The organism is Alistipes sp. UBA1686, assembly GCF_002320215.1.
Taxonomy (GTDB): Bacteria; Bacteroidota; Bacteroidia; order Bacteroidales; family Rikenellaceae; genus Alistipes; species Alistipes onderdonkii.
In genome coordinates, this window is sequence record NZ_DCKA01000021.1 from 57,650 (window position 1) to 71,957 (window position 14,308).

13 protein-coding genes and 2 tRNA genes are annotated in these 14,308 nt (G+C 59.6%); 6 read left to right on the forward strand and 9 right to left on the reverse strand.

What is annotated here, in order from left to right; genetic code table 11:
• Positions 1-3: 3 nt before the first annotated feature.
• Positions 4-1,266 carry a Y-family DNA polymerase gene (locus B3C38_RS10350; RefSeq protein ID WP_022333148.1) on the reverse strand — a complete coding sequence of 421 codons (1,263 nt, stop codon included), beginning with the start codon at positions 1,264-1,266 and terminating at the stop codon, positions 4-6.
• Between the two features lie 106 nt (positions 1,267-1,372).
• Positions 1,373-1,825, reverse strand: a complete 453-nt coding sequence (locus tag B3C38_RS10355; protein ID WP_022333149.1) for a LexA family protein — start codon at positions 1,823-1,825, stop codon at positions 1,373-1,375.
• Between the two features lie 76 nt (positions 1,826-1,901).
• Between B3C38_RS10355 and B3C38_RS10360 the strand changes: the two genes are divergently transcribed.
• The gene (locus B3C38_RS10360) at positions 1,902-2,786 is read left to right on the forward strand and encodes a DMT family transporter (protein ID WP_286727022.1); all 885 of its coding nucleotides are present in this window, start codon (positions 1,902-1,904) and stop codon (positions 2,784-2,786) included.
• A 144-nt stretch (positions 2,787-2,930) separates the two neighbouring features.
• Complete coding sequence (locus tag B3C38_RS10365; RefSeq protein ID WP_286727023.1) at positions 2,931-3,866, forward strand: DUF1848 domain-containing protein; 936 nt, start codon at positions 2,931-2,933, stop codon at positions 3,864-3,866.
• On the opposite strand, the gene B3C38_RS10370 is transcribed toward B3C38_RS10365, so the two are convergent.
• From B3C38_RS10370 to B3C38_RS10400, 7 genes are all read right to left on the reverse strand, one after another.
• Positions 3,863-4,177, reverse strand: a complete 315-nt coding sequence (locus B3C38_RS10370; protein ID WP_130064907.1) for a hypothetical protein — start codon at positions 4,175-4,177, stop codon at positions 3,863-3,865. The two genes, B3C38_RS10365 and B3C38_RS10370, sit on opposite strands and share 4 nt — an antisense overlap.
• A 102-nt stretch (positions 4,178-4,279) precedes the next feature.
• Complete coding sequence (locus B3C38_RS10375) at positions 4,280-5,440, reverse strand: MalY/PatB family protein (RefSeq protein ID WP_286727026.1); 1,161 nt, start codon at positions 5,438-5,440, stop codon at positions 4,280-4,282.
• Positions 5,441-5,700: 260 nt separating this feature from the next.
• Positions 5,701-5,777, reverse strand: a tRNA-Asp gene (locus B3C38_RS10380).
• Between the two features lie 495 nt (positions 5,778-6,272).
• A tRNA-Asp gene (locus B3C38_RS10385) sits at positions 6,273-6,349 on the reverse strand.
• A 55-nt stretch (positions 6,350-6,404) separates the two neighbouring features.
• Positions 6,405-6,941: an RsmD family RNA methyltransferase gene (locus B3C38_RS10390; protein WP_018696062.1), complete on the reverse strand. Its 537-nt coding sequence runs from the start codon at positions 6,939-6,941 to the stop codon at positions 6,405-6,407.
• On the reverse strand, positions 6,932-7,498 hold the full coding sequence (locus B3C38_RS10395) for a hypothetical protein (RefSeq protein ID WP_278735208.1): 567 nt from the start codon (positions 7,496-7,498) through the stop codon (positions 6,932-6,934). The genes B3C38_RS10390 and B3C38_RS10395 overlap by 10 nt, the downstream gene beginning before the upstream one ends.
• A 22-nt stretch (positions 7,499-7,520) precedes the next feature.
• Positions 7,521-8,156, reverse strand: a complete 636-nt coding sequence (locus B3C38_RS10400) for a hypothetical protein (protein ID WP_055210209.1) — start codon at positions 8,154-8,156, stop codon at positions 7,521-7,523.
• A 54-nt stretch (positions 8,157-8,210) separates the two neighbouring features.
• Here B3C38_RS10400 and B3C38_RS10405 point away from each other — a divergent pair, with 54 nt between their 5' ends.
• The 4 genes from B3C38_RS10405 to B3C38_RS10420 all read left to right on the forward strand — a co-directional run bounded on the left by B3C38_RS10405 (position 8,211) and on the right by B3C38_RS10420 (position 14,203).
• Positions 8,211-9,626, forward strand: coding sequence for an ATP-dependent DNA helicase (locus tag B3C38_RS10405; protein WP_130064904.1), 1,416 nt, complete (start codon positions 8,211-8,213; stop codon positions 9,624-9,626).
• Complete coding sequence (locus B3C38_RS10410) at positions 9,619-10,194, forward strand: uracil-DNA glycosylase family protein (protein WP_055201817.1); 576 nt, start codon at positions 9,619-9,621, stop codon at positions 10,192-10,194. The genes B3C38_RS10405 and B3C38_RS10410 overlap by 8 nt, the downstream gene beginning before the upstream one ends.
• Before the next feature lie 158 nt (positions 10,195-10,352).
• The gene (mutS, locus tag B3C38_RS10415; protein ID WP_286727296.1) at positions 10,353-12,983 is read left to right on the forward strand and encodes a DNA mismatch repair protein MutS; all 2,631 of its coding nucleotides are present in this window, start codon (positions 10,353-10,355) and stop codon (positions 12,981-12,983) included.
• Entirely contained in the window at positions 12,980-14,203 is a 1,224-nt protein-coding gene (locus tag B3C38_RS10420; protein ID WP_286727027.1) for a WG repeat-containing protein, read from the forward strand. The genes mutS and B3C38_RS10420 overlap by 4 nt, the downstream gene beginning before the upstream one ends.
• The last annotated feature ends 105 nt before the right edge of the window (positions 14,204-14,308 follow it).

Here is a 14,308-nt window from a genome sequence, read left to right on the forward strand (position 1 = left end):
GTTTCAGTCTGCTTTTACGGTGATGATCTGTTTCCAGTCGGTCGTATATTCCTGCGAGAGGTGCTGGCGGTTCATCTTCAGCGGGGCGAACCCCTGTGCCGCCACCACGACCCTGTTGCGGCCGTAGGTGCGGTTGGTCGCGTCCATGGCGTCCATCAGCCGGGCGTGCCTGGCACGATCCACGGGGTCGAACAGGTCGGTTTGCAGCCCCGTGCGCGACGAAATGTCCGAAAGCGTAATCCCGGCTTTCTTGTAGCCGTAGCCTTTGCGGAATATGCGTTGCAGGGCCTTTGCCGCCAGCGGCACCAGCTCCAGCGTGTCGTCGGTCGGCACCACGGGGCGCACGGTCTGGCTTTCGAAATACTGGGGCAGCTCCTCGCGGTGGCGGTTGGTGAGGATGTAGACCGTCACCTCGCCGCAGAGGCTTTGCTGGCGGCGCAGTTTCTCGGCGGCCATCGAGACGAACGCCGCCACCGAGGTGTGTATCTCCTCGTATTGGGTCAGCTCGTGCGCGAAGCTGCGCGAGACGGTGATCTGCTGTTTGGCCGGCGGGGCGCTCTCGAAGTCGATGCACGCCTCGCCCTGAAGCTCTTTCCATGTGCGCAGCCCCGTGACCCCCATGCGGCCGCGTATCCATGCCTCGGGACGCTGCACGAAGTCCCATGCCGTACGTACGTTGGCGGCCTGCAACATGCGCCGGTGCTTGCGCCCGATGCCCCAGACATCCTCTATCGGGAATTTGCGCAGTACCTTTTCGATGTCCTGCGGACGGTACATCAGGCAGGCGCCCTGCAACTTGGGGTACTCCTTGCAGAGTTTCGACGCGATCTTGGCCAGCGTTTTGGTCGGGGCGATGCCGATGCTCACGGGGATGCCCGTATTGCGGCGTACCGTGCGGCTGATGTGCCGTCCCAACTCCTCCAGTCGTCCGGTTTCGATGCCCCGCAAGTCGAGGAACGCCTCGTCGATGGAGTATACCTCGGCGGCAGGAACCATGCGGCGGAGCGTCCAGATCACGCGCCGCGACATGTCGCCGTAGAGGTTGAAATTACTCGAAAAGACGGCTACATTATGCCGTTTTTCGAGGTCGCGGATCTGGAAATAGGGGTGTCCCATGCGGATGCCGAGCGCCTTGGCCTCGTTCGAGCGCGCGATCACGCAGCCGTCGTTGTTCGACAGCACGACCACGGGCAGCCCTTCCAGTTCGGGGCGGAAGACCCGCTCGCACGAGGCGAAGAAATTATTGCAGTCGCAAAGTCCGTACATCGTTTTTTCGTGTTGCATGTCGTCCGTCGCCCTCTCCCTGGGCGTTGCCGCTCCCTCGCTGGGATATTGCTAGGGGTGAGGTAGTTGCGGCGTTTCGGCGGCCGCTTCAGACCTTTTTGATGGCGTACGTCACCACGCCCCATACCGTGAAATCGCTCTCCTGGCCGATCTCGATCGGTTTGTAGCGCTTGTTCGCGGGCACGAGGACGATCTTGCCCTGTCCCATCCGCAGGCGTTTGAGGGTGAATTCCCCGTCGAGGAAACATACGGCGACACAGCCGTCGTAGGCCTCCAGCGACTTGTCCACGACCAGCAGGTCGCCGTCGGCGATGCCGTCGTCCTGCATGCTGTCGCCCGCGACCCGAGCGAAGAATGTCGCACCCGGATTGCGGACCAGCTCCCGGTTCAGGTCGAGGGGCGGGTCGAGGTGGTCGTCGGCCGGCGAGGGAAAACCCGCCGAGACGCCGCTCGTCGCCACGGGAAGTTCCGTGCGGGTCGAGGTGTCGGGGCGGACGAGCCGGAGCCGTATTTCTTCCTGGTTGTCCATCTTGTTATCCATAGTCGCTGCAAAATTGCAAAAAATTTCGTGTAAACCGGCAATATTTCCTACATTTGCCTCCTGAAATCCCGGTTTTATGGAACGTGCCAAAGGTATTCTCTACGCGGCCCTGTCGTCGTCGACCTTCGGGCTGGCGCCGCTCTTCACACTGCTGCTGCTCGGCCTGGGCTACTCTTCGTTCGAGGTGCTGTCCTACCGTTGGGGTGTCGCGTCGGTGTTTCTCTGTGCCCTGGCGCTGCTCGCCGGGCGCAGTTTCCGCCTCTCATGGCCGGAATTGCGGACAGTATTCTTCCTGAGCCTTTTCCGCGCCGCCACGTCGCTGAGCCTGGTCATCGCCTACCAGCATATCGCCAGCGGCGTCGCGTCGACCATCCATTTCATGTATCCGCTGGCCGTCGCCTTGGCCATGATGTGCTTCTTCCGCGAAAAAGGCTCCGTATGGGTCTTTGCGGCCATCGGCATGTCCATCGTCGGCGCCGTGCTCCTCTCGCTGGGCAACGTCGATTTCACCCGGGGGAATACCACGCTGGGCATGGTCTCGGCCGCCGTTTCGGTCGTCTCCTACGGCGGTTATATCGTCGGCGTGCGCAAGAGCCGTGCCGTGGGGATCGACTCCACGGTGCTGACCTGTTACGTGATGGGGCTGGGGGCTTTGTATTTCATTGCCGGCGGCCTCTTTACGGGCGGTATCCGCATCGAGACGGACGGCACGGCGTGGCTCTGCATCCTCGGGGTGGCGCTTCCGGCCACGGCCGTGTCGAACATGACGCTGGTGCAGGCCATCAAACGCATCGGGCCGACGCTGACCTCGGTTTTCGGGGCCATGGAGCCGCTTACGGCCGTGGTCATCGGCGTCGCGGTCTTCGGCGAACGCTTTACGGCGCAGGGCGCTGCGGGCATCCTGCTGATCGTCGCCGCCGTCATGATCGTCATCCTGCACAGCGGCCGCCGGAAATCCTGACCACGCTGTGCTGCGGCGTGCTGCCGCCCGGGGAGCGCGGCTTCCGGATAAAGGCGGCGCGCATCCGGCCGGGAGACGGCTTCCCGGATACGGATAACGTACTCCCGGACAAAATAGAACTGACGGAAAACCCGTTTTACCGATATGATCATCAGTGCCAGCCGCCGGACGGATATTCCGGCTTTCTATGCGCCGTGGTTTTTCAACCGCCTGCGGGAGGGTTACCTCCTTGTACCTAATCCGTTCAACCCCAGGGCGCTCAGCCGCATCAGCCTCGGGCGCGACGTCGTGGACTGCATCGTATTCTGGACGAAGAACCCGGTGCCGATGCTGCCGCGGCTCGGGGAGTTGTCGGGTTACAACTATTATTTCCAGTATACGCTCAATCCCTACGGTGCCGACCTGGAAAAGCACTTGCCGCCGCTCGAAAAGCGGATCGAGACCTTCAAACGCCTCTCGGATAAGGTAGGGCGCGACAGGGTGGTGTGGCGCTATGACCCGATTCTCACCAATGCGGCCTGCGACGTGGATTTCCACTGCGAGGCCTTCGCCCGGATCGCCCATGCCCTGCGGGATCATACGACGACCTGCATGCTGGGCTTCATCGACCATTACCGCCATATCCGCGGTGTCCTCGGGGCGCTCGGTATCGGGCCCTTGCAGCGGGACGAAATCCAGCGGATGGCCGTGTCGTTCCGCCGGACGGCGGCCTCGACGCCGATCGCATTGAATACCTGCACCGCAAAGGTCGACCTTCGGCACCTGGGCATCCCGGCCGGCATGTGCATCGACCGCGGGCTGGTCGAACGCATTGCGGGCTATCCGATCGCGGCGAAGAAGGATGCGAACCAGCGCCATATCTGCAATTGCGTCGAGAGCATCGACATCGGCACCTATGAAAGCTGTCTGAACGGCTGTGTCTATTGCTATGCCATCCGGGGCAATTACGGTACGGCGGAGTATAACCGCCGCAGGCACGATCCCCGCTCGCCGCTGATGATCGGGCATCTTTGCGACGGTGATGTGGTGAAGGAGCGGCCGGTGAAAAGCCTCCGCAGCACGCAGCATACGCTGTTTTAACAGGACGGCGTCTCTTCGGGGGAGTGTTTCTTCGATATTTTCCCGGATAGCTCCCGGTATGTGCAGTTCATTATTTCATAGCGTTTTACTTCATGCGTCCTGCGGTCTTCCTGCACCAGATAGGCGCGTTTTGCCCACGCCTCGATCGTGAAATCGCATGCCGGCCCTTCCAATTTCAGCACGTGCGAGTCCATCAGGTTCCAGAAAATGAAGCGCAGCTTGTTGGCATAGCTTCCGTTTGCAAACGACATTTGTACGCCTGTTTCGTCCTTAAAATAGACGCTGTTGAAATTTTCTCTTGCCCGTCCCATAGCAGTTGTGTTTAGTCGGTGCAAAGGTCGGAAGGTATAATGACAAGTTTTGACACCGTTGTGTTTTTTTTGAATGCACGATGCCGGAATGGAGTTCTCGAACTATCGTTTCAGCACCTTTCGCAGCCTGTCGAGCCCCTCGGCCAGCAATTTCCGCGGGCAGGCGATGTTCAGGCGGATGAAATCCCGGCCGGCCTCGCCGTATATCGACCCGGGGTTTATGCGCAGTTTCGCCTCTTCGAGCAGCTTCGTCTCCAGCTCGTCGGACGTAAGCCCCGATGCCCGGCAGTCGACCCACACCAGATATGTCCCCTCCAGCGGCAGCACCGGGTACTGCGGCAGGTTGCGGTCGAAATACTCCCGCAGGAAGCGGTAGTTGCCATGCAGGTATTCGTTGAGCGCATCGAGCCATTCGGCGCCTTCGTCGTAGGCTGCGATCAGCGCTTCGATGGCCAGGGGGCCGATCTCCCCGGTTTCGTTGATCTGGAGCGAGTGCCCGATCCTTGCCCTCAGGGCCGCATCCGCCGCAAAGATGTTGGCGACCTGCAACCCCGCGAGGTTGAATGCCTTGCTCGGCGAGGTGCAGGTTACCGAGCGGCGTTCGAACTCCTCGCAGAGCGAGGCGAACGGCGTATAGCGGAATCCCGGCATCACCAGCTCGCAGTGTATCTCGTCGGCTACGACCACGACGTCGTGGCGCAGGCACAGCTCCCCGATGCGGTGTAGCTCCGCGGGCGTCCAGACCCGTCCGGCAGGGTTGTGCGGGTTGCACAGCAGCATCAGCTTCACGGCCGGGTCGGCGGCTTTACGCTCCAGGTCGTCGAAGTCGATCGTGTAGGTGTTGTCGCGGTATACCAGCGGGCTTTCGGCCGCCTGGCATCCGCTGTTGTGGATCGAGGTGAAGAAATGGTTGTAGACCGGCGTCTGGATCAGGACTTTGTCGCCCGGTTGCGTCAGGGCCTTGATGACGGCCGACAGGGCGGGGATGACGCCTGTCGTATGGAGCACCCATTCCGGCCGTATCTGCCAGCCGTGGCGGAGGCGGAACCACCCCGTAATCGCATCGTAGTAGGCTTTCGGAGCCGTCGCATACCCGAAAATGTCGTGTTGCACCCGCCGCTTCAAGGCGGCTGCGACAGCGGGTGCCGTGCGGAAGTCCATGTCGGCCACCCACATGGGCAGCACCTCGGGATCGGTATCCATATCCCATTTGATCGCGTTCGTCCCGCGGCGCGGGATTATTTCATCGAAATCGTATTTCATGCGGAATTGTATTTGCTTGTTCATAAATACGTCGGAGCCTCCCCGAAAGTTTCATTCCGGGTTCCGGTTTTGCACGGCAGGCAGGCTGCCGGCTGACCCTCACGTTCCGGCAGCGTACCCTTATGCTCGCCGATGTACCCTTATCTGCTTCTCCTTTCCCCATCCGTACCGCCATGCGATGCGGGGAAACGAAAAACGAGGCAGTCGTAAACTGCCTCGTTTCCTGTTTTTTATCTCCAAAGATTTCCTCTCCGGTTTGCTGGCGGTGCGTAGGGGACTCGAACCCCTGACCCCGTGCGTGACAGGCACGTATTCTAACCAGCTGAACTAACGCACCATTTTGGTATTGCGAGTGCAAAGATACTATATTTTCTAAAACCTGCAAATAATTCCGTGATATTTTTTTTGCCGTTTGCCTGCCGTGTCCGGCTGTGCCGCCGCCGGATGCGTGCCTCCCGGCAGGTGTGCTGTTCCCTGCCCCCTCCCGGCCTGTCCGGTGCTTCCCCGCCTCCCGCCGGGGATGTGGATGGATGCTCCGGAGCCGGCGGATGTTTTTCCTTTCCGGGGTCGCCGGGCGGATTCTCCGGAGCATCCTATTGTTTCCCTTTCCCGGAACCGTAGGGTAGGTGTCCTTGGGGACTTTCTTTCCGGCGTGAGCCCTCCCCCTTGTTCCGGCAGGCGTACCCCCTCCCTTATGCTCGTCGACATACCCTTATCTGCCTTGCCTTTCCCCGTCCGCACCGCCATGCGATGCGGGGAAACGAAAAACGAGGCAGTCGTAAACTGCCTCGTTTCCTGTTTTTTATCTCCAGAGATTTCCTCTCCGGTTTGCTGGCGGTGCGTAGGGGACTCGAACCCCTGACCCCGTGCGTGACAGGCACGTATTCTAACCAGCTGAACTAACGCACCGTTTGGTCTATTGCGAGTGCAAAGATAGTGTAATTTTTCAAAACGGCAAGCGCTTTTACGGCTTTTTGAAGAAAGAAAATTGTACGCTTCCGTAACTCCTTAATTGCCAGAACTCCTCGCAGGCCGAGAAATCCATTTTTTTCGAATGTTCGAAGATGAAAATCCCCTCCGGGCGCAGCAGGTTGCCCTCCAGCACCAGTTTCACCACCTGTTCGCTGCCCTCCAGGTCGTAGGGGGCGTCCGAAAAAATCACGTCGAACTGCTTGGTGCAGCTCTTCAGGTAGAGGAACGCATTGGCCTTCACGGGATAGAGGTTGCCGATGCCGAGCTGTGCCGCCGTCTGCCGGATAAAGTTGTAATGCACCGGGTTGATCTCCACCGATGTGACGCTCCGTGCTCCGCGCGAGGCGAACTCGTAGCTTATCGACCCCGTCCCGGCAAAGAGGTCGAGCACGTCGCACTGCTCGAAATCCACCAGGTTACCCAGTACGTTGAACAGGTTTTCCTTGGCGAAATCGGTCGTCGGGCGTGCCCGCAGGTTGCGCGGCGGGTTGATGGCCCGCCCCTTGTATTTTCCGCTGACTATTCGCATACGATCCGTTTGAAATAACCTTTCAGCAGCTTGCCGCACGCCTTGGCGTCGTCGCCGGAAATCCTGAGTTCGCAGCTTTTGAGCGCGAACTCCTTTTCGAGCCGTTCCGTGAAGTAGCATACGTCCGCCGTGTCCGGTGCGGGGATCACCCCCGCGAAGCGGAGGCTGCCGTCGTACACCTTAATATATAGGAGTCCCGCCGTGCGGTATGCCCATACGGTCGGTGTTCCGGCCTGCACCTCCCGGAGCAGCGGGGTGGTGTAGAGGATGCGGTCTCCCAGCTTCTCCTCCGCCTGCCGCAACGCCTCCCGGTGCGCAGCCATTACGGCGACGATTCCCTGCACGGGGAGGCTGCATACGGCGCGCTCTTCCGCGGCGGGAGCCATGCCGTTTGCCGCGAGCAGCGTCCCGGCGTCCCCGGTGCCGAGCACCTCCTCCGGGACGAGCATCGTCCGTGCCGTCAGCAGCTCCGCCTCCACGGGTTCCTCCCCCGGAAATTCCCCGTCGAGGCCGTGCGCCGAAAAAGAGTGTCCATCCAACGTAAGCTGAATGGACACCTTATTTGTAGCTTGCGGAGTGTTACTCCCAGTTACCTGCTTCATTGTTACCAGCTTCCATTGAACCGAACTTGACGCCGGGGTAGCGGTTGAAGTTGTTCTCCTCGTCGTCGATCAGGTTGATGATCTCCTGGCGGTAAGCCACCGTGTCGAGGAACATCTTGTAGGGTGCGCGGCACTCCACGATCGGGATCACGACCTTCGACTCGGTGGTGATGATGCCTGCCTCCATGATGTACTGGGCCTTGTCATCGGTGCCGGGGATGTAACGCAGCTGCTCAACGTCCTGTTTCGAAAGGCGCTTGGGCGAGAAGATCGTATCGATCACGGCGATCTTGAACTTCTCGACGTTCTTTTTGCCCATCTTCTTCAGCTGTGCCATGGCTACGGAGTCATCCTCGTCGACGATCTTGCGCTCGAGTTCGAGCGTATCCTGCAGGATGAAATTCGCCAGCGTGTCGAAACTGCCCGTGAAACGCTGGTACTTCGACTTGAATGCGCGCTGTGCCGTACGGATGTCCTTGATGCGGTCGATGACCTGGGCTTTCTTGGCCTTCAACTCGTCATCGAACTTGATCGGGGTCGAGATCTGGTCGTAGATAACGTAGACCAGCGCCACGATAGCTACAGCAAGAATGATTTGAGCGATTTTTTTCATTTTTTAAGCTAATCTAATATTTGTTTGTAATTTTGTACAAAATAAAACACACGCATGTTCAGCACACGTATTGCGACCCAAATTTACGCTAAAATTTGTTTTGAAACAACTCTTGGGCAAAAAAAAATCATAGAAAAATTGTCCGAATACCTTGCAGGTGACGATTTTTCGCGGATTTTCGTGCTGAACGGGTATGCCGGCACGGGCAAAACGACGCTGATTGCGGCACTCGTGGGGGCGCTTAAGGATTTGAATATCAAACCCATCCTGCTCGCCCCGACGGGCCGTGCGGCCAAAGTCCTCGCCCAATACGCTCAGGAAAAGGCTTTTACCATTCACAAGCGGATATACCGACAGCGCACCAATGCCGATTACGAATCGAAATATTCGCTCAACTTCAACGCCGAGAAGGGGGCGGTATTCATCGTCGACGAGGCCTCGATGCTCTCCGACAGCCCGGGCGGCGGGGCGCTTTTCGGTTCCGGGTCGCTGCTCGAAGACCTCGTGCAATACGTCCGCAGCGGCCGTGACTGCCGCCTGGTGCTCGTCGGCGACAGCGCCCAGCTGCCGCCCGTCGGGGCGGATCGCAGCCCGGCGCTCGACGCCGCGTCGCTCGCCCGTTTCGGCGATGTCGAGTACGCCACGATGGATGACGTGGTGCGCCAGGAGGCCGAGTCGGGGATTCTTTTCAATGCCACGCTCGTGCGGTGCATGCTCGAGAACGGCATCCACGAAATCCCGCATTTCGAAATGGGCTTCCCCGACATCGAGGCGGTCGAAGGCGGGGAGTTCCTCGAAAAGCTGCAGGATTGTTACGCCCGGTACGGCCGCGACGAAACCATCGTCATCACCCGTTCGAACAAGCGTGCCAACCGTTACAACGAGGGCATCCGCCGCAACGTGCTCTATGCCGAGGAGGAGATCGAGAGCAATGACATGCTGATGGTCGTGAAGAACAACTATTATTATACCGGGCACACCGAAAACTGCCCGATGCACTTTATCGCCAACGGCGACATCGCGCGGCTCAAACGGCTGCGGCGCTACGAGGATTTCTACGGTTTCCGTTTCGCCGACGTCGTGCTCGAATTCCCCGACTACGAGGATACGGAGATCGAATGCAGGATCCTGCTCGACACGATCGCCTCGGAATCCCCGTCGCTGACCCGCGAGGAGTCCTCGCGCCTTTTCTACGAGGTCGAGAAGGACTACCTCGACGTCAAAAGTAAAATCAAGCGCTTCAAGGAGATCCGCGAGAACCCGCATTTCAACGCGCTCCAGGTGAAATTCTCCTATGCCGTGACGTGCCATAAGGCCCAGGGCGGGCAGTGGAAGGCCGTTTTCGTCGACCGCTGTCTGTTCGGCGACGAGCCCATGACGCGCGACATGCTCCGCTGGCTCTACACGGCGCTGACGCGCGCCACCGATAAACTGTACCTCGTAAATTTCGACAAGAAGTTCTATGAATAGCGAACTGCATCCCCTCGAACCTTTCCTGCCGGCCAACGCCCGGGTGCTGATGCTGGGCAGCTTCCCGCCCAAGCGCATCCGCTGGTCGATGGATTTCTTCTACCCGAACCTGCAAAACGACATGTGGCGGATCGTGGGCTACCTTGCCACGGGCGACAAGTCGCATTTCCTGATGCCCGGCGGCCGGAAATTCGACAAGGAGCGCATCGAGGCCTTCTGCCGCTGCCGCGGGATCGCACTCTACGACACGGCGGTCGAAGTCATCCGGCTGAAAGACAATGCGTCGGATAATTTTCTTCAAGTCGTGCGCGAGGTGGATCTCGCCTCCCTGCTGGCGCGTATCCCGGCCTGCCGCACCCTCGTCACTACCGGCCAGAAAGCCACCGATACGCTGCGTGCGATCACGGGGTGCGACGAACCGGCCGTAGGCCAGAGCATCGGGTTCGAATATGCCGGGCGGAACATGCGGCTGTGGCGTATGCCCTCCTCGTCGCGGGCCTATCCGCGGCCTGTGGAGTGGAAGGCCGAATTTTACCGAAAAGTATTCGAAATGAATGAAATTCTGTAAAATAGAGTATCTTTGCGTAGCAAAAAAAACAAAAATAATTTCCATTCCCGGCTTGGTTTGAGAACCAAATTCTGTTATCTTTGTATGGAAATTACATACAATTTTTTATTGTGAACGCAGAGAAAAAAATAGACAAAAAATACGTCGAGACACCGCTGATGAAGCAATATTATTCGATCAAGGCGGTGCATCCCGATGCCATCCTGCTCTTCCGGGTAGGGGACTTTTACGAGACATTCGGCGAGGACGCGATCAAGGCCAGCGGCATCCTCGGCATTACGCTCACGCGGCGGGCCAACGGATCGGCAACCTACGTCGAACTGGCCGGGTTTCCCTACCATGCCATCGACACCTACCTGCCCAAGCTGGTACGGGCGGGCGAGCGCGTAGCCATTTGCGAACAACTCGAAGACCCGAAGCTCGTCAGGGGGCTGGTCAAGCGCGGCGTGATCGAGCTGGTCACCCCGGGCATCGTGCTGGGTGACAATATCCTGGCCAACAAGGAAAACGCCTTCCTCGCTTCGGTCTACTTCGGCCGGCAGACGACCGGTGTGGCGTTCCTCGACATTTCGACGGGCGAGTTCTACGTGGCCGAAGGCTCCGACAACTACGTCGACAAGCTCATTTCGAACCTCGCACCCAAGGAGATCATCTACCAGCGCGGTTACGAAGACCGCTTCTCTGCCGCTTTCGGGTCGAAACATTACACCTACCGGCTCGACGAATGGGTCTTCTCGGAGGAGGTCAACCGTGAAAAACTCTGCAAGCAGTTCATGACCACGTCGCTCAAGGGCTTCGGCGTCGACCATTTCACCAGCGGCATATCCGCCGCCGGCGCCATCCTCTACTACCTCGAATTCACCGAGCACCGCGACATCGCCCATATCCGTTCGATTTCGCGTATCGACCAGGACGACTACGTGTGGGTCGACAAATTCACGATCCGCAACCTCGAGCTGTTCTCGTCGAACGGGGGGTGCGAGAAGTGCAGCTTCGCCGATGTCATCGACCGCACGCTCACCCCCATGGGCGGCCGCCTGCTCAAACGTTGGATCGCCATGCCCGTCAAGGATACCGTGCAGATCAACGAACGGCTGGACGTAGTCGGACATTTCGTCGAGGATGCCGACCTGGCCGACACCGTGCGCGAGCAGGTGGCGCTGGTGGGCGACATGGAGCGTATCGCGTCGCGTATCGCCGCGGCGCGGGTGACGCCCCGGGAACTGGTGCAGCTCAAGAATTCGCTCTTTGCGGTCGAATTGCTCAAGGCGGCGCTCGAATCCACGGACGACGACCGATTGCATGCGCTGGCGGCGCAGATCGACCTGATGACCGACGTGCGCGACCGCATCGCGCGGGAGATATACCCCGATCCGCTCAACAACCAGATTCAGAAGGGCGGCGTCATCGCAGACGGCGTGGATCCCGAGCTGGACGACCTGCGCCGCATTGCGCTCCACGGCAAGGATTACCTGGCACGCATCCAGCAGCGCGAGAGCGAGACGACGGGCATCCCGTCGCTCAAGATCAGCTACAACAACGTCTTCGGCTACTATATCGAAGTGCGCAACGCCCATAAGGACAAGGTTCCCCAGAGCTGGATCCGCAAGCAAACCCTTGCCAATGCCGAACGCTACATCACCGAGGAGCTGAAGGAATACGAAGAGAAGATCCTCGGGGCCGAGGAGAAGATGCTGGTGATCGAACAGCGCATCTATGCCGACATCATCGCCCACATAAGCCGTTCGCTCTCCGTGCTGCTGCGCGACGCCGCTGTCGTGGCGCGTGTCGACTGCCTGCAATCCTTCGCCCGCATCGCCTGCGAACGCCGCTATGTCCGCCCCGTGCTCGACGACGGCAAGCGCATCGACATCCGCCAGGGACGCCATCCCGTCATCGAGACGCTCATGCCCGTAGGGGAGGAGTATATTCCCAACGACGTGTTGCTCGACGACAAGGAACAGCAGATCATGATGATCACCGGCCCCAACATGTCGGGTAAGTCGGCCCTGCTGCGGCAGACGGCGCTCATCATCCTGATGGCGCAGATGGGATCCTTCGTTCCCGCCAAGTCTGCGCATATCGGTGTGGTGGACAAGATATTCACGCGCGTCGGGGCGTCGGACAACATCTCGCAGGGCGAATCGACCTTCATGGTCGAGATGCTCGAATCGGCCAGCATCCTCAATAACATCTCCGACCGCAGCATCGTCCTGCTGGACGAAATCGGCCGCGGCACGAGTACCTACGACGGTATTTCCATCGCCTGGGCGATGGTCGAGTACCTGCACAACCACCCGACGGCGCACGCCAAAACGCTCTTCGCCACACACTACCACGAGCTGAACGAAATGGAGCAGATGTGCCCCCGCGTGAAGAACTACCACGTGAGCGTCAAGGAGATGGGCAACCAGATCGTCTTCCTGCGCAAGCTCGAACGCGGCGGCACGGAACACTCGTTCGGTATCCACGTGGCGCGCATGGCCGGCATGCCGATGTCGGTGGTGTCGCGTGCCGACGAGATCCTGCGCAACCTCGAATTGGTCTATGGCAACAACGAAATCGTACCGAGCCGCAGCCTCAAAAGCCGCGGCAAGAAACCGTCGCCGTCGGTCAGGGAGGCCGCCGAGGCCGGTGCCCCGCAGAACATGCAGTTGTCGATGTTCCAGCTGGACGATCCGGTGCTGGTGCAGATCCGCGACCAGATCAAGGGGCTGGACATCAATTCGCTGACACCCATCGAGGCGCTTAATAAACTCAACGAAATCAAAAAGATAACAGGCATATGATCAAGCATCGCATCATGTCCGTGGCGACTTTGCTGGGCGGAGTGATTTTTACCGGACATGTCGTGGCGCAAAGCCCGGAGGTGGCGCGGCGGCTCGATGCGAAATACGATGTGGTGTGGCCTGCGGTCGACGGACTTATAAGGGTCAATAAGGGCGGGTTCCGTATTCCCGATTCGCGTATGGAATCCAACGGGAAATACGGCTATGCCGATACCCTCGGGCAGGTGGTGGTGCCGCCGGCCTATGACGATGCCGCGGATTTCGGCAACGGCCATGCCGTGGTCGGGCGGAAAGTCCGGGACGGCAGGATGCTCTACGGCCTGATCGACCGCTCGGGGCGTGTGGTCGTGCCGCTGGAGTGGGAGCGCTTGGGCGGTGTCCGTGACGGGGTCTGTGTGGCCCGCACCGGCACGGCCGCCGAACGGGAATTCTCGCTCGCCGATACGCTGGGCTATGTACGCAGCATCGGTTACGACTATTGCAGCGATTTTTCCAACGGGCTCGCCCGCGTGGGTGTTGGTGCCTATGTCGAGAAGGAAAACGTGGCGGGGATTACGTTTCGGGATGCGTACGAATTCCGCGGGAAGTTCGGGTATATCGCCCCGGATGGCAGAATCGTTATTCCTGTGCAGTTCGACGACGCCCGGGATTTCGCGCAGGACGGGCTGGCCCCGGTCGGCATTCAGGGAAAATACTATGTCAAATGGGGGTTCATCGACAAGTCGGGGCGACAGGTCGTGCCGTGCAACTTTTACAGTGCCGAGGAGTTCCTGGGCGACCGGGCCGTAGTGAGCAAGGTTGTTGCGGGCGGGAAATTGGCCTACGGCTATATCGACCGCAGCGGGAAGGAGGTAATCCCCTGTCAGTTCGACATGGCTTCGGGCTTCCGCTTTGCCAACACATGGGTCGGCATGGAGCAGGACGGCGAATATACCTATACGCTGATCGGCCCCAACGGGGAAACTGTGCTGCCGTTCCGGGTGGGCGATTTGCAGGACGGAGGAAAATACGGGCACGCGGCGGCCTCCATCTCCGATGCCACGGGGTGTAAACGCTTCGGGATCGTCGCCAATAACGGGAAGGTGATCCTGCCGTTCGAGTACGACCATATAGCTATTTTTTCGGAGTGGGATGCGGTGAACAACCGCTGGCAGGAGAGCGCCATGGGAACAAAGGACGGGCAAAATTTCAGCTTCGACATCTCCCGGCGGGGCGAGTAGCCTTTTCCGCCCCGGCGTGTTCCTTCCTTCCGGCATTCGGTTCCGCGGCAGGCGGGTGCTTTCTGTTTTGTTTGGCCCCGGGTACCCATGTGCAGTGACGGTTGG

Coding starts and splice junctions, on each gene's coding strand:
- B3C38_RS10390 (WP_018696062.1), bottom strand. CDS start 6,941: ATGCGAATAGTCAGCGGAAAATACAAGGGGCGGGCCATCAACCCGCCG.
- B3C38_RS10350 (WP_022333148.1), bottom strand. CDS start 1,266: ATGTACGGACTTTGCGACTGCAATAATTTCTTCGCCTCGTGCGAGCGG.
- B3C38_RS10410 (WP_055201817.1), top strand. CDS start 9,619: ATGAATAGCGAACTGCATCCCCTCGAACCTTTCCTGCCGGCCAACGCC.
- B3C38_RS10365 (WP_286727023.1), top strand. CDS start 2,931: ATGATCATCAGTGCCAGCCGCCGGACGGATATTCCGGCTTTCTATGCG.
- B3C38_RS10420 (WP_286727027.1), top strand. CDS start 12,980: ATGATCAAGCATCGCATCATGTCCGTGGCGACTTTGCTGGGCGGAGTG.
- B3C38_RS10400 (WP_055210209.1), bottom strand. CDS start 8,156: ATGAAAAAAATCGCTCAAATCATTCTTGCTGTAGCTATCGTGGCGCTG.
- B3C38_RS10405 (WP_130064904.1), top strand. CDS start 8,211: ATGTTCAGCACACGTATTGCGACCCAAATTTACGCTAAAATTTGTTTT.
- B3C38_RS10375 (WP_286727026.1), bottom strand. CDS start 5,440: ATGAAATACGATTTCGATGAAATAATCCCGCGCCGCGGGACGAACGCG.
- B3C38_RS10355 (WP_022333149.1), bottom strand. CDS start 1,825: ATGGATAACAAGATGGACAACCAGGAAGAAATACGGCTCCGGCTCGTC.
- B3C38_RS10360 (WP_286727022.1), top strand. CDS start 1,902: ATGGAACGTGCCAAAGGTATTCTCTACGCGGCCCTGTCGTCGTCGACC.
- B3C38_RS10370 (WP_130064907.1), bottom strand. CDS start 4,177: ATGGGACGGGCAAGAGAAAATTTCAACAGCGTCTATTTTAAGGACGAA.
- mutS (WP_286727296.1), top strand. CDS start 10,353: ATGAAGCAATATTATTCGATCAAGGCGGTGCATCCCGATGCCATCCTG.